At 64.2% G+C, this 13526-nt stretch carries 14 protein-coding genes and 1 tRNA gene; 3 read left to right on the forward strand and 12 right to left on the reverse strand.

Annotated elements, in window-relative coordinates; all coding sequences use genetic code 11:
- Nucleotides 1-133: 133 nt before the first annotated feature.
- Nucleotides 134-1099: an AraC family transcriptional regulator gene (locus X265_RS22405; RefSeq protein ID WP_128966783.1), complete on the forward strand. Its 966-nt coding sequence runs from the start codon at nt 134-136 to the stop codon at nt 1097-1099.
- A 74-nt stretch (nt 1100-1173) separates the two neighbouring features.
- On the opposite strand, the gene X265_RS22410 is transcribed toward X265_RS22405, so the two are convergent.
- The 3 genes from X265_RS22410 to X265_RS22420 form a co-directional block, all read right to left on the reverse strand.
- Nucleotides 1174-1250: transfer RNA gene (locus tag X265_RS22410), tRNA-Arg, on the reverse strand.
- 149 nt (nt 1251-1399) lie between these two features.
- Nucleotides 1400-1858, reverse strand: coding sequence for a hypothetical protein (locus X265_RS22415; RefSeq protein WP_128966784.1), 459 nt, complete (start codon nt 1856-1858; stop codon nt 1400-1402).
- A gap of 159 nt (nt 1859-2017) precedes the next feature.
- Nucleotides 2018-2575, reverse strand: a complete 558-nt coding sequence (locus X265_RS22420; protein WP_128966785.1) for a hypothetical protein — start codon at nt 2573-2575, stop codon at nt 2018-2020.
- Between the two features lie 158 nt (nt 2576-2733).
- On the opposite strand from X265_RS22420, the gene X265_RS22425 reads away from it, so the two are divergent.
- The gene (locus X265_RS22425; protein WP_128966786.1) at nt 2734-3120 is read left to right on the forward strand and encodes a VOC family protein; all 387 of its coding nucleotides are present in this window, start codon (nt 2734-2736) and stop codon (nt 3118-3120) included.
- A 36-nt stretch (nt 3121-3156) separates the two neighbouring features.
- Here the strand turns inward: X265_RS22425 and X265_RS22430 are convergent, their stop codons facing one another.
- Nucleotides 3157-3654, reverse strand: a complete 498-nt coding sequence (locus X265_RS22430; protein WP_128966787.1) for a hypothetical protein — start codon at nt 3652-3654, stop codon at nt 3157-3159.
- A 248-nt stretch (nt 3655-3902) separates the two neighbouring features.
- Between X265_RS22430 and X265_RS22435 the strand changes: the two genes are divergently transcribed.
- Nucleotides 3903-4256, forward strand: coding sequence for a GrlR family regulatory protein (locus X265_RS22435; protein WP_164938740.1), 354 nt, complete (start codon nt 3903-3905; stop codon nt 4254-4256).
- A gap of 8 nt (nt 4257-4264) precedes the next feature.
- On the opposite strand, the gene X265_RS22440 is transcribed toward X265_RS22435, so the two are convergent.
- The 8 genes from X265_RS22440 to X265_RS22475 form a co-directional block, all read right to left on the reverse strand.
- Nucleotides 4265-6952 carry a PAS domain S-box protein gene (locus X265_RS22440; RefSeq protein WP_128966789.1) on the reverse strand — a complete coding sequence of 896 codons (2688 nt, stop codon included), beginning with the start codon at nt 6950-6952 and terminating at the stop codon, nt 4265-4267.
- A gap of 89 nt (nt 6953-7041) precedes the next feature.
- On the reverse strand, nt 7042-7956 hold the full coding sequence (locus tag X265_RS22445) for a DMT family transporter (RefSeq protein ID WP_128966790.1): 915 nt from the start codon (nt 7954-7956) through the stop codon (nt 7042-7044).
- A 78-nt stretch (nt 7957-8034) separates the two neighbouring features.
- Complete coding sequence (locus tag X265_RS22450) at nt 8035-8829, reverse strand: NUDIX hydrolase (protein ID WP_128966791.1); 795 nt, start codon at nt 8827-8829, stop codon at nt 8035-8037.
- A gap of 4 nt (nt 8830-8833) precedes the next feature.
- Nucleotides 8834-9787 carry a dihydrodipicolinate synthase family protein gene (locus X265_RS22455; protein ID WP_128966792.1) on the reverse strand — a complete coding sequence of 318 codons (954 nt, stop codon included), beginning with the start codon at nt 9785-9787 and terminating at the stop codon, nt 8834-8836.
- 122 nt (nt 9788-9909) lie between these two features.
- Nucleotides 9910-10788: an SDR family oxidoreductase gene (locus tag X265_RS22460; protein WP_128966793.1), complete on the reverse strand. Its 879-nt coding sequence runs from the start codon at nt 10786-10788 to the stop codon at nt 9910-9912.
- A gap of 180 nt (nt 10789-10968) precedes the next feature.
- Complete coding sequence (locus X265_RS22465) at nt 10969-11829, reverse strand: MaoC family dehydratase (RefSeq protein ID WP_128966794.1); 861 nt, start codon at nt 11827-11829, stop codon at nt 10969-10971.
- Between the two features lie 94 nt (nt 11830-11923).
- Nucleotides 11924-12310, reverse strand: a complete 387-nt coding sequence (locus tag X265_RS22470) for a Zn-ribbon domain-containing OB-fold protein (RefSeq protein ID WP_128966795.1) — start codon at nt 12308-12310, stop codon at nt 11924-11926.
- The gene (locus X265_RS22475) at nt 12310-13467 is read right to left on the reverse strand and encodes a thiolase domain-containing protein (RefSeq protein ID WP_128966796.1); all 1158 of its coding nucleotides are present in this window, start codon (nt 13465-13467) and stop codon (nt 12310-12312) included. The genes X265_RS22470 and X265_RS22475 overlap by 1 nt, the downstream gene beginning before the upstream one ends.
- Between the last annotated feature and the right edge of the window lie 59 nt (nt 13468-13526).

The following is a 13526-nucleotide window of genomic DNA, read 5'->3' on the forward strand; positions in this document are numbered from 1 at the left end:
TCGACAGCTTCGTGGCATGATGTCCGCAATCCTACGTTCCAGAATCCGGGTTTACACAATCGTCGTGTTTCGACAATGATGGCCACGTATCGACGTTCATTTCATTGTCACATTGCAGCATCCGGCCAAACGCATGTTCTTCGACGCTCTCGCCCCTTCCTCCGCCCTCCAGCTGACACGGTTTACCGATGTCGACGCATTTCGACCGGCTGAGTCGTTGGAAGATTCCCGGAGTATTCCTCTCGACGTTGCCAATTTCACCGCGGCGCGAGCAATCGTGAACCTGCCGGCGTGCCGGATCATCGTCGCGAGGTCGTTTGCTCGCATCCTGGAGACCACTTATCGCGCACCAGGCGGCATGGTGATCCTGCCGATGAGCGACAATCTGCGCGCGAGTTCGAGCGGAATGGATATCGACTCGCGCTTCTTCATCGCCCTGCGCGGCAGCCACCATTGCCATTTCGTCGAGCCCCAGATCAATCATCATGCGCTGATGATTTTCTCGCCGACACTCAGGGATCGCGGCTGGTTCGATCGCGCCGACTCACTGTGGGTCCGCATCGCGGACCCCGCCGCTCATCTCCACGCGCGGCAGCTTGTGCAAGACATTCTCAGAACAGCGGCGGTCGAACCGCGCATGTTCGAGACCCGGGAAGTCGCAGCGCATCTCCAGGAGGGCCTGCTGCTCGCCCTCGACGATCTGTTTCAGATCGACCCATTGTCCGAGCGCAGCGCGCCGAGCGCAGGCGCGCGTTCCGCAAAGCTGGTGCAGCAGGTCGACGATTATGTCTCGGCCTATCCGACTGCACCGATCTATACCGCCGACCTCGCCGGCGAATTCGGCGTCTCGGTCCGTACGCTCAGTGGCGCGGTGAGCAAAGTGCGCGGCATGAGCCTGCATCAATACATTCGCCTGAAGCGGCTGTGGGCCACCCGCATGCAGCTCCTCAGGAGTGGCGGTGCCTCGGTCGCCACGTGCGCGCGCGCCCATGGCTTTCATCATCTCGGCGAGTTTGCCGCAGCTTACCGCGCAACCTTTCACGAGACGCCTTCGGAAACGCTGGCGCGCGCCCGGCAAACTGGTCTTTCAGCCAATTGACCACAGTACGCGCTACGCCTGCCCTGACTCGGACTGATGCAAAGGCCAGCCTCCGACGGCTTCGGGCTGACAAATGGCGCGCTCGGAGAGATTCGAACTCCCGACCCTCGGAATCGAAATCCGATGCTCTATCCAGCTGAGCTACGAGCGCCCTGCCCGGGTGGTGGCGGGGCTAACCGAAGCGCCACGGACATGGACTGGCACGCCAGCACATCGACGACGCTCGGATCGGATCGAATTAGCAGAGCGGTCAGACAATAAAAAGCCCCTCCCCGCCTGAATCGAGGCGAACGGGCTTCCTTACCAAGTCGTATTGAAAAGGCCGAAATGCGGCTGCTGTGCGACCAGCATCATCGGCTGGCCGCGCTGCGGCGTCGGACGCGCACGAGCCACCCTGCGCCGGGGCTGAGCGGGGGCATGGACCTGCGGTTTGGCATCGGCCTTCGGCGTGAGCTGGGCGAAAGTCTCGCGCACTCGTGCCTTCGCGGACATGTCGGCCAGCACATCCGCCTGCGCCGGCGGCTGGGCCGGTCCGGCGGCCGCCGTCTTGACCACGGGCGCGGCAATGGTCGGCTGGCTGGTGTCGAGCACCACACGATCAGGTAGATGACGGTCGGACCGGATCCGGATCAGCGGCTGGTCGTAGCCTGCACTCGCAACAGCCTGCGGGGCCGGCGACGCAGGCCAGACGAAATCGGCTGCGAACAACAGTGCGAGCAGCGCTCCACCAACGAACATGAAATACCGAAAGATGGGCATTGGCCGCGCTCCGCCCCCCGCATCCCCGCGTGGGCTTTTCGCCTTAACCGGCGATCCTTTAATTGGTTCCTGCGCCCAGCCTTCGGTTCAAATGGCGTCGCCAAGATTTTGGCCAAGGGGGGAAGTCGGTAACTTTTCCGCTAGCGGAAACGCAGGCCGTTAGACGCGTCGCGCCGTGACCAGTGAACACTTCGCCTGATCGGCGTTCACGTTGACGAATCCGATGGAGACGCGTGCAAAGGTCTTGCGGCTCTTCATACCGACGGTGTCGGCCAGCACGCGGCTACGGTCAGTCAGATGGCTGCCGTCGCGCCGCGTGAAAGCGCAGACGATCTCGATATCCTTTACGGCATAATCGTTGTCATTTCGCACGGTGAACGTGACTAGCGCCTTGGAGCCGAGCCCGCCGCGGCGCCAGGTCTGCGATGATATCTTGAGGCCGTCGAGGCCTGCCCCTCGGGCCGCGGCGGTATCTGAGGCTGATGTCGGGAGCACAGGATCGACGCTTGCCAGCGCCAAGTTCACCGGCTCGGCTTGCGCAATGTTATTCTGAGCGGGCAGCATCAGCAGCCAGACAGCCCCGCCAACCAGGAACCCGGCCAGCAGTCCCAACAGGCCGCGCGTGAACCAAGCGTTCGTGGCAGACCCGGATCGCGGCGAAGCCTCGCCATTCCCGACGAGATTTCGCAGTCCGATCCAGCCAAACCCTGCGCTCATGGCGGCGTCACTCACCTCCGTCTTTAACCCGCGAGAGGAACTAAGGTTCCCGCAAGCGCGCGAATCTCCGATAGAAGCCACGGTGGCGGTCGGCGATCGGGATCGCTAACATGCACATGCGCTGCAACATTGCTCAGCCCCCACCGAGAGGATCTGAAATGCCAGTCGTCGTCACCTGGGATCACGTCCATCTGCGTAGCCCCGATCCGGAAGCGACCGCGGCATGGCTGCGCGATATCCTGGGTGGCGAGATCGTGAGCGCACCGGGGCGCATCGACGTCAATCTGGGCGGCGCAAGGATCTTCATCGCGCCGCTGGAGGGCGACAGCGCCGTCAGCCCGCCGCCCGCGCACCCCCATCAGGGCCTCGACCATTTCGGGCTCACGGTAAAAGACATCGACGCCGTCGCCGCCGAGATCAAGGCCAAGGGCGTGACCTTCACGCGTGAGCCGACCACGATCCGGCCCGGCGTCCGCATCTGCTTCATCCGCGGTCCCGAGGGCATCTCCATTGAGCTGCTCGAGCGCGACAAGAAATACACCTGAGGCAGACCCGGCGTGCCAGAATAACCTGCTGCCGGGCTAGGTCATGCTACCGGGCATAAAACAGCGGATGGTCACGCCCATATAGCCGTAGATCGGCCACACCATGGTACGTCCGACCCGATTGGGCTCCGAGATCACGGCCTCCTCGGGCACGTCGACCCAGACCAGCTCCTGCGGCTTGCCTTCGATGACGTAGCCGAGGCGCGGGATGCGGACACGATAGTGCCCGTCCTTGCTCTCCCAATCGGAATCGGAGATCGCCGAGCCGTCGGCATCGGAGCAGCATGGCCCTTTGCCGCTGCGCAAGCCGTCGAACCAGGCTTTCAGCTCGGCGCTGGTGTTGACGAACTGCCCGCGGTCGCGTGCGTGCCCGCGAGGGGCAAGCAGCGCGATCAGCGTCAGCGCGCAAGCAAGACCCGCCGCGCTTCGCCACCGTTTGGGGCGGCCATTTCGCCGTCCTTGTGTTTCGTAGATCGTGGGACGCGCACTGTATAGACGCGGCTCATCGCCGCCGGAATCGATCCAGTTGCTCACGTTCGTCTTGCTCCAGCACCCCGCGGCCAGTGCAACAATGGTTATGCATTTCGCGGGCCAACTCTGATTCGCAACGACTGGCCTCACTGCATGATCAGACCGTCATGTCAGCGTCACAGACAATACGGGACGATTACGGTCGCCATCCCTGCCAGCAAGAACTGCCGCGTTGCGCGAGGAACTACGCTTTGGCATAAAAGCTTCATCGGTTACGCCATTGGGCGATGGCGGCCGGCCCACGGGACGTTATGAAGAACGGCCTCTATTCAATTCACGTGAGCCTGCTCGATGGTCGAACAGGCAAGGGCAGCGGCGTGATTGTTTTTCGCGACGGCAAGATCGTCGGCGGCGATGCCTACCTCTATTACACCGGCAGCTACGTGGTGAAGGACGAGCACACCTTCAAGGGCGAGGTGCTGGTGCAACGGCACACCTCGCCGCGGGGCGATGATAATCCGCTGTTCGGCGGCCCTGCCCCGGTCGGCATTGGCGTCAGCGGGACCTACACGGACACCCGCGCCGAGATGACGGGCACCGCGCTGGTCGGCAAGGCCAGCCTGATTTTCGGCGCCACCCTGCACAAGCTCGCAGAGGTCGACTAGGCAAACCGCTATTCGGCGGCCTGCTCCAGCGGCGCAGTGCGCGGCAGGATCATCTGGATACGCGTGCCACCGCCTGGCTCGGAATCGAGGTCGAGCCGCCCGCCAAGCCGGTTGGTGACGATGCTGTAGACGATGTGCAGCCCGAGGCCGGTGCCCCCCTGGTCCCGCCGCGTCGTGAAGAACGGATCGAAAGCGCGGCGGCGCACGTCGAGGCTCATTCCGCAACCATTGTCGGAGACGATAACCTCGACATTGTCCTTGCCGCTCTCGCGCACCTTGATGTCGATGGTCCCCGGACGTCCGTCCGGGAAGGCGTGCGCCACCGAGTTCAGGAACAGATTGGTCAGCACCTGGCCGTACGGGCCGGGATAGCTATTCATGGTCAAATTAGGCTGGCATTCGACGTTGAGCGTCAGGTTCTGCTTGCGCAGACCGGGACGCAGGCTCATCACCACCTGCTCGGTGAGGTCAGCGAGATCGAAGCTGCGCTGATCCGAATAGTTGCGGTCCGCCGCGACCTGCTTGAACGACTGGATCAGCTCGGCCGCGCGGTTGAGGTTGGAGACGAGCTGCGAGGACGCGTCCCGGCTGGTGTTGAGATAGTCGTTGAGGGTCGAGCGGCGAAGCTCGCCGCGCTCGACCTCGGCGCTGAACATCGCCGTCTTCCGCTCGAGCGCGGAGGCGACCGTCAGGCTGATGCCGACGGGATTGTTGACCTCGTGAGCGACACCGGCGACCAGGCGTCCGAGCGCGGCGAGCTTCTCCGCCTCGATCAGCGAGGCCTGCGTCTCGCGCAGGTTGCGCAGCGCAGTCTCCGCGGCATCCTTGGCTTTCCGCATCTCCTGTTCGCCGCGCTTGCGCTCGCCGATGTCGAGCGCCACGGTGACGATCCGCTCGATCTCGCCGGCAGCATCGAGCAAGGGCAGCTTGTTGACCAGCCATTGTCGCATATTGCCGGAGGCGTCTTGATACTCCTCCTCGTAGAAGCCGAGACCTTTCCGCAAGCTGAGCACGCGCTTGTCGTTCTCGTCGGTCTTGGCCGCGCCATAGCGCGACATCAGATCTGCGGTGGTGCGGCCGAGTGCGTCGCCGGGCTCAATGCCGAAGATGCCGGCCATGTAGCGGTTCATCAGCACGTAACGGAGGTCGCGGTCCTTGACGTTGATGACGGCAGGCACGGTGTCGATGACTTGTTGAAGCAGGCGCCGGCCTTCGGCAATCGCATCTTCCGCCCGTTTCTGGTCGGTTATGTCGCGCAGCGTGCCCTCGTAGCGGACGATCCTGCCCTGCTCGTCCCGTACGCCCGTCGCGCTGTCGGAGAGCCAGAGGATGTTGCCGCTGCGCTGGCGAACCCGATACTCGAACTCGCGCACCATGCCGTCGCGGTGCATCAGGCGCTGATATTCCTCGCGGGCCGCGGCGTCGACGTAGATGGTGTGGGCGATGTCGCTGATGCTGTCGATCAAGTGCTGCGGGCTGTCATAGCCCATCATCCGCGCCAGCGCAGGATTTGCGTTGAGGAGATCGCCCGAAGGCGTCGTCACGTAGATGCCGTCGACCGAGCCCTCGAACAGCTTTCGATAGCTCTCTTCGGCGAGCCGCTGCTCGGTGAGCGCACGCACCGCCGCCTCTCGAGCCGTGTCGGCCTCCTCCAGCGCGCGTCGAAACACCTCTGCGGCGCGCGCAATGTCGCCGATCTCGTTGCCGAGGTCGGCCGACGGGATCGAGGTGTTCTTCTCCCCGGCCGCAAGCGCGCGGATCGAGCGCGCGATCTTGGCCAATGGACGTACCGTCCGCCGCACCACGAACCCGGCGGCGAGGATGCCGATCAGCACGCCCATGCTGCCGAGCACGATGCTCTGCCAGCGCGCCTCCGCAAGCGTCCGGGCGAAGTCGCGCGACAGCACATGGCCGCGGCGATCGCTGACGTCACGGAGCAACTCGGTGACGCGGCCGATCAGCCTCCCCTCGGTTCCCAGCACCTCCCGGTCGATATCGGCGATCTGCCGTTCGCGGACGGCGACCGCGATGATGGCATCGGCGTAATTGTTCACGGCGGACTTCAACTCGCCGCCGGCGATGTCCATCGTCCGCATGCTCTGCGCGGCCTGCTCGGCCGCGGACGGATTGCGGGCGAGCAGCCCGATCGCAATCCGGCTCTGCGCTTCCGACAGGCGGGAGGCGAGTTCGCGATCCCCGCTTGCGGAGACCGCCGCATCGAACTGGTCGCGCAGCGGCGGCAGCCCGGCGAGCAATTGCGCACGGCGGTCTATCAGGGTCGAAATCCGCTCCAGCCCGCTGCGGTAGGTCGCCAGCCGCTCCGAGACGCCGTCGATCATATCCTGCTGCTCGGGGGCGAGTTCGATGCGAGTCTTCTTGAGGATCTCACTCAGGGTCGAGGCGGCCTCGCCGACCTGCTTGAACTGGATGCCGGCGCCGGGATCTGTGACGAAGTCACGTGCGGCGAGCCGCAAATCGTTCATGCGGCGGTCGATGTCTTCGGCGAGATCGCCGACGCTTTGCAGCCGCTGAAGCTCGGCGAAGGTGGCATCGATATGCCGGATAGCGATCACGCTGGCGGTCGAGGTGACGATGATCACCGCCAGCACCAGAATGAAGCTGCCGAACGTCATCTGACCGATCGACAGCGAAAACGATCGCTTCGCCCGCGGATTGGGTGGCGCTTCGACGGGCATTGGGGCGGGACCGGACTCCATACGCCCCAATATACGCTGTATCGCCCCTCCGGGGGAACATGCCTCCTCCGGCTGGAAGGGGCTGATTTTCATGATGGTTTAGCGACCGCCGGGCCCCTGGCCGGGATTGTCATGGCGGCGACGCCGAGAACGACGCAGGCGAGACCAATCCAGGCGGTCCGGGCCAAGGTTTCCCCCAGGAACGCGACGCTGATGGCGACCCCGATGGGGACACGCAAGTAAGCCTGGGCGGTGGTGCCGACCGAGCCGAGGCTCTGGATCAGGCGGAAATAGATCGCGAACGCCGCCCCGGTCGAGAACGTCGCGAGCGCGAGCAGTGCCAGCACAGAAGCCAGCGACGGCGACAGCGTCCAGGGCTGCTCGACGATCAGCGCGGCTGGGATCAGCACGGCCGCACCCGCGAGCAGCGAGCCGGCGGCGGGCGCTATGGGGTCGAGGCCTTTGAAGCTGCGGCCGAAGATCGCGGCGCAGGCGTAGCAAATCGTGGCGGCGACGATGGCCGCCTCCGCGACCAGGCCGCTGCCGATCTCGTGGAACGCGTCGACGCCGACGATCAGGAGGATGCCGGCCATTCCGGCGACCACGCCGAACAATTTTCGCGGGGTCGTTGTCTCATGGCGGGTGACGATCGCAGTGAGCAGGAAAGTGAAGATAGGCCCGGCCGAATTGAGGATGGTGGCAAGCGCGGCATCGACGTGGCGCTCGGCCCAGGCGATCAGCGTCCAGGGGACGACGCTGTTAAGCACAGCCTGGAAGGCGAAGCGCTGCCAGGTCGCAGCGTCCATGGGCATGCTGATGCCCCGCGCCCACATGACGATGACCAGCAACAGGCCCGCAACCGCCGTGCGCGCGGCGATCAGCGTCACCGGCGGGATGGTGGCGACGCCCAGCTTGATGAAGGTATAGGAGCCGCCCCACAGCGTGGCGAGCGCGACCAACAACGCCAGCTCGACGGCGATATTGGTGTCCTGTCTGATGTCCACGACGTGCTCCGTCCATTCCGCGATGGACGGAACCTAGCGCGTCTGCGGCCGCAATACTTCGCTTGATATCGAAGTCTCCTAGCCGACTGCACCGACCTCGAACACCTCGCCGTCATAGCCGGCCTCGCCGGGAATGCGCAGCTGTCGGCCGCTCTCGGTTTTGGTCATGACCGGCATCACCGTGACGATCGACATCCCCCTCGCATGGTCGAGCGCGGCGCTCACGCTTGGTTGCTTGGCAAGCCGGATCAGGTTGCGCGTGGTTGGGAACGGCAGCTTGAAGCGGCCGCTCTCGCCGCCCTCCACCGCCTCGCGCGCCGAGACCCAGATCGAGTCGGTCGACTCGCGGCCGTCATGCGCGCCGAGCTGGTCGGGCGGCGCGGCCGCAAGGAAGAACCAGGTGTCGAACCGCTTGGGCATGCCCTCCGGCGTGATCCAGTGCGCGTAGGGCACAAGCGTGTCGAGGGCGAGCTGAAGATTGTTGTCGGCCAAAATGCTGAGAAAGCTGATCTTGTGCTCGTTCAGCGCGACGCGATGCGCTTCTGCGATCTCGCCGGCGCGTTTGGCATCAACAGGCGTGTTCGACCCCTTTGCGCGCGCCAGCAGGATGCCGCTCTCCTCAAAGGTCTCGCGGATCGCGGCGATGCGAAACCCGCGGTCGGATTCGCTCAAGGCTTCACCGCCCGAATAGAGATCGGCGCGAGCGACGATCTCCTGATCGCCGGCGTCAACGCTGCCGCCGGGAAACACCAGCGCGCCCGAATTGAACTCGATCTGATGATGGCGAACCATCATGAAGATCTCAACTTCTTTGGCGCCATCGCGCAGCAGAAGGATCGTCGAGGCGGGGCGCGATGCTGATGTCTCGGCCATGGAGCTAACCTGCCGCGCTGGATTGCGGGCCGAGGTTGGCGCGCTTATCGAAACGGGCGACGCGCGACAAGAGGTAATCGACCTCGGCCTTCGCAGTTGCCGTGATCGTCGCGCCCGGCTTGCGCTGCGCACTGGAGGCGATGATGCCGCGCTTCTGCAGCACGTATTTGCGGATGGTCAGGCCGACACCGGGCTGCTGCTCGTAGCGGATCAGCGGCAGATGGGCGTCGAACAGATCATGCGCGGCATCGCGCTTACCGGCCTTGGAAAGATTGACGACGTCGATCAGAAGCTCGGGGAACGCATAACCGGTCATGGCGCCGTCGGCGCCGCGCTCCATCTCGAAATCCAGGAACGTGCCGCCATTGCCGCAGAGGATCGAGAGCGGCCGGAGCGAGCCGTCCTTCTGGAAGCCGCGCAGTGTCGAGATCTTCTCCAGCCCCGGCCAGTCTTCGTGCTTGAGCATCACGCAGTTCGGATTGTCCATGACGATCTTGCGGATCACGGCGGGGGTGAACACCACCTGCAAGGTCAGCGGGTAGTCCTGGAGCACCCACGGCACATCGGGACCGACCGCCTCCGCCGCCTGCTTGAAATAGCCTGATATCTGATCGTCGGTGCGCAGGCTTGGCGGCGGCGCGATCATCACGCCGGCCGCGCCCGCATCCATCGAGGCCTTCGCCAGCGAGCGCATGGTGGCAAAGCCCGGTGCCGAGACGCCGACGATCACCTGCATCTTCTTCGCACGCTTGATGAAGCGCACCGCGACCTGCTCGGCTTCAGTGGCGTCGAGCTTGGGCGCTTCACCGAGGATGCCGAGCACCGTGACGCCGTCGCAGCCGACCTCCTCGTAGAAATCGGTCAGGCGGTCGATCGAGCGCTCATCGATGCGGCCGTCATCATGGAACGGCGTCGGCGCGATTGCGAAAGTGCCCTTGGCGTCGGCAGTGAGTTTCATCAGTCTCTCTTTCTAAGTCATTCCGGGGCGTGCGAAGCACGAGCCCGGAATCCATTTGTCTGCTCCGCGTGCTTTACTATGGACCCGGGCTCACACTTCGCGTGCCCCGGGGATGACGGTGGCTAGAACCGCCGCGCGCCCATCTTGATCTGCTCCTCGGAGAAGAAGATCTCCTTGGCGTGATCGACGATGTCCCGGGCGTTCCAGCCCGTGTGCGGCGGTTTCCAGCCTTCCATCTCCATCATCCGCATTTCGCGCACGCCGCGGGGCCCGGACACGCCCAGCACCTTGCCGGTCTGGTCGCCCGACAAGTCGCTGACCATGTATAGCACGGCCGGCGCGATCCCGTCCGGCCCCAGAGCCGCACCTGGGTTCTCCTTGTAGCGGGGCAGGTCTGCGGTCATGCGGGTCAGAGCGCCCGGGGCGAGCGTCCAGATCCGGATATTGTACTTGCGGCCCTCGATCGCCAGCACGTTGGACAGGCCCCAGATGCCGCCCTTGGCCGCACCGTAATTGGTCTGGCCGAAATTGCCGATCAGGCCTGATGTCGAGGAGGTGTTGACAATGACGCCGCCGCCGTTTTCCCGCATCCAGCGAAACACCGGCATGGTGCAACAAAAGGTGCCCTTCAGGTGCACCTTGATCACCTTGTCCCAGTCGGCCTCACTGGCCTTGTGAAAGGTCTGATCGCGCAAAATGCCGGCATTGTTGACCAGAATATCGGCGCGGCCGAAATGCTTGATGGCGTCGTCGAACACCGACTGACCGCCCTCCATGGTGGAGACATCGGCGCCGTTGGCGACCGCCTTGCCGCCCTCGGCCTTGATCGCATCCACCACGAGCTGGGCCATCGACTTGTCGGCGCCGGAGCCGTCGCGGGGGCCGCCCAGATCGTTGACCACGACCGCGGCCCCTTCCCGCGCGAACAGTTTGGCGTAGGCCTCACCGAGCCCCCCACCCGCACCGGTGATCAGCGCAACCTTGCCGTCGAGTAATCCCATGGTGGCTTCTCCCTGTTTTTGTTTCTTTCTTACCTCGCCCCGCTTGCGGGGAGAGGTCGGATCGCCCTTGCGATCCGGGTGAGGGGGTACAGGTCTCAATACGCTCTGCCCTCGCAGGGAGGGCCCCTCACCCCACCCTCTCCCCGCAAGCGGGGCAAGGAGACGACGGCCGATGCCGACCTAACCCAGCACCGTCTTCCCGTTCTTGATCACGGTGACCCCGCGCGACTTCACCTTGGCTTCGAACGAGATCACGTTGCCGTCCTTCCAGAGGTCCATCGTCACGGTCTCGCCGGGATAGACCGGCGAAGAGAACCGCGCGACGTGTTGGCGGAAGGCAGAGGCATCGTAGTCGGCATAGGTCTGCAGCACGCCGCGGCAGGTGATGCCGTAGGTGCACATGCCGTGCAGGATCGGACGCGGGAAGCCGGCTTTCCTTGCGAATTCAGGATCGGAGTGTAGCGGGTTGCGGTCGCCGCACAGACGATACACCAGCGCCTGGTCGGGACGTGTCGTGATGTCGATGGTCTTGTCGGGGTTGCGCGAAGGGATCTTGTGTGGATCAGGCTGGGTCAGGTTCGGCCCGCCGAAGCCGCCATCGCCGCGGGCGAAGCGCGAGGCAACGATCGTTGCCAGCTTCTCGCCCTTCTCGTTCTTCAGCACGGTCTGATGGCTGATCACGACGCCCTTGTCCTTGCCCTTGTCGTAGACTTCGAGCACGGAGGAGTCGGCGGTGATGTTGGCGGCGACCGGCAGCGGCTGGTGGAAGGTGATGTCGCGCTCGCCATCGACCACCATCACCCGGTTCAGGTTCATCTCGCCGGGACCCGAGCCCCAGGCCGCAACGGAGGCGAAGGTCGGCACCACCTTCAGCGGCCGCGGCGTAAGCGTGCCCTCGTTGACGAAGGCGAGCTCGTTCTCGTCCATGGGATCGGCGCCGAGGCCAATGCCGCAAGCGTAGAGCATCACTTCGCGGTCGGTGTAGGCGTATTTCTGGCCGAGGTTTTTGAGGGCTTTGAGTTCTTCGTATCTGGCGGACATTTGTCTGGTTTCCTCCCTGAGTTTCTTATCCGCAGCGGCGATGCCCGTTAACGTGCCCTCTCCCCTTGTGGGAGAGGGTTATATTCGCGTCGCGTCAAGCCACCGTGAAGAACGGCAATGGCGCGCCGTCTGTCGGCTTGAACACCACCTTCACCTTTTGCCCGATCTTCAGCTTTTCCAGATCGCAGTCGACGAAATTGGTCTGCACCGACGGGCCCTCCTTCAGCGTGACGTAGCCGATGGCATAAGGACCGGTCGGCGATTTCCGCATCAGGCTGTAGGTGTAGATCGTGCCCTCGCCCGAGGCTTCCTCCCACACTGTCTTGTCGGAGTAGCAGAACGGGCAGATCGAGCGCGGGAAGTAATGCGCTTCGCCGCAGGCGGTGCACCGCTTGATCATGAACTTGCCTTCCTTCGCCGCATCCCAGAACGCGGCGGTCTCCGGATTCGTCACCGGGGCCGAGTATTTCTTTTCGCTCATCACACGCGCTCCAGAATGGCCGTCGAGGCGGCGTGGCGGACGCCGAGAAGGCCGCCGGTGCCGTGGGCGATGGCGAGATCGCAATTCTTCACCTGCACCTTCGGATGCGCCTCGCCGCGCAACTGTCTCACCGCCTCTAGAATCTTGGTCATGCCGCCGCGGTTGACGGGATGGTTGCTGCAAAGGCCGCCGCCGTCGGTGTTGAACGGCAGCTTGCCGACGCCCGAGATCAGATTGCCGTCGGCGACGAACTTGCCACCCTCGCCCTTCTTGCAGAAGCCGAGGTCCTCGAGCTGCATCAGCACGGTGATTGTGAAGCTGTCGTAGATCGAAGCATACTTGATGTCCTTCGGCGTGATGCCGGCTTCCTCGAACGCGCGCGGGCCCGACCACACACCGGCCGAGTATGTGAGGTCGAGATCCTTGCCGCCGCGCGGGCCCTTCATCGCCTCGCCATGGCCGATCAGGCGCACAAGCGGCTTCTTCAAGCTCTTGGCGATCTCCGGCGTCGTCACGATCAGCGCGCCGCCGCCGTCGGAGACGACGCAGCAATCCATGCGATGCAGGGGATCGGAGATCATCGGCGAGTTCAGGACGTCCTCGACGGTGACGACATCCCTGAGCATCGCATGCGGATTGTACTGCGCGTGATGAGAGGCCGCGACCTTGATCCAGGCGAGTTGCTCGCTCGTGGTGCCAAAGTCGTGCATGTGGCGCATGGCACACATGCCATAGGCATTGTGCGTGGTCGCGCCGTACGCAGATTCGAAATCGACCTCGGCGCCGGCGGCGCGCGGCGGCATCACGCCGGTGCGCGGCTTGCCGGCGAGCGTGATCAGCGCAATCGAGCACTTGCCCGCCGCGATCGCCTCGGCGGCATGGCCGAGATGGATGATGTAGGAACAGCCGCCGGTCTCGGTGGAATCGACGTGACGGAGCTTCTTGGTATTCAGCCCGAGATAGTCGACCATCGGCCAGGCGCCGCCGGGCGCATCGCCCGCGCAGAAATAGCCGTCGACATCGTCCTTGCTGAGCCCGGCATCCTCGATGGCGCCCTTGGCGACCTCGGCATGGAGCTGGGCGGTGGATTTGTCCGGCGCATGCCGGGTCGGGTGTTCAAAAATCCCGGCAATGTAGGCCTTGCCCTTGATGGTCAAAACAGAGGTCTCCGCTCGCGTTTCTTCTTGGCTCTTTTTTCTGAACCGCAAGGAGCTGA

The sequence above is a fragment of the Bradyrhizobium guangdongense genome (assembly GCF_004114975.1).
GTDB classification, from domain to species: domain Bacteria; phylum Pseudomonadota; class Alphaproteobacteria; order Rhizobiales; family Xanthobacteraceae; genus Bradyrhizobium; species Bradyrhizobium guangdongense.

Bases quoted from the DNA above. Each gene is read 5' to 3' on its own strand.
- X265_RS22465 (WP_128966794.1), bottom strand. From the start codon at position 11,829: ATGTCCGCCAGATACGAAGAACTCAAAGCCCTCAAAAACCTCGGCCAG.
- X265_RS22440 (WP_128966789.1), bottom strand. From the start codon at position 6,952: ATGCCCGTCGAAGCGCCACCCAATCCGCGGGCGAAGCGATCGTTTTCG.
- X265_RS22450 (WP_128966791.1), bottom strand. From the start codon at position 8,829: ATGGCCGAGACATCAGCATCGCGCCCCGCCTCGACGATCCTTCTGCTG.
- X265_RS22455 (WP_128966792.1), bottom strand. From the start codon at position 9,787: ATGAAACTCACTGCCGACGCCAAGGGCACTTTCGCAATCGCGCCGACG.
- X265_RS22460 (WP_128966793.1), bottom strand. From the start codon at position 10,788: ATGGGATTACTCGACGGCAAGGTTGCGCTGATCACCGGTGCGGGTGGG.
- X265_RS22435 (WP_164938740.1), top strand. From the start codon at position 3,903: ATGAAGAACGGCCTCTATTCAATTCACGTGAGCCTGCTCGATGGTCGA.
- X265_RS22420 (WP_128966785.1), bottom strand. From the start codon at position 2,575: ATGAGCGCAGGGTTTGGCTGGATCGGACTGCGAAATCTCGTCGGGAAT.
- X265_RS22470 (WP_128966795.1), bottom strand. From the start codon at position 12,310: ATGAGCGAAAAGAAATACTCGGCCCCGGTGACGAATCCGGAGACCGCC.
- X265_RS22425 (WP_128966786.1), top strand. From the start codon at position 2,734: ATGCCAGTCGTCGTCACCTGGGATCACGTCCATCTGCGTAGCCCCGAT.
- X265_RS22415 (WP_128966784.1), bottom strand. From the start codon at position 1,858: ATGCCCATCTTTCGGTATTTCATGTTCGTTGGTGGAGCGCTGCTCGCA.
- X265_RS22405 (WP_128966783.1), top strand. From the start codon at position 134: ATGTTCTTCGACGCTCTCGCCCCTTCCTCCGCCCTCCAGCTGACACGG.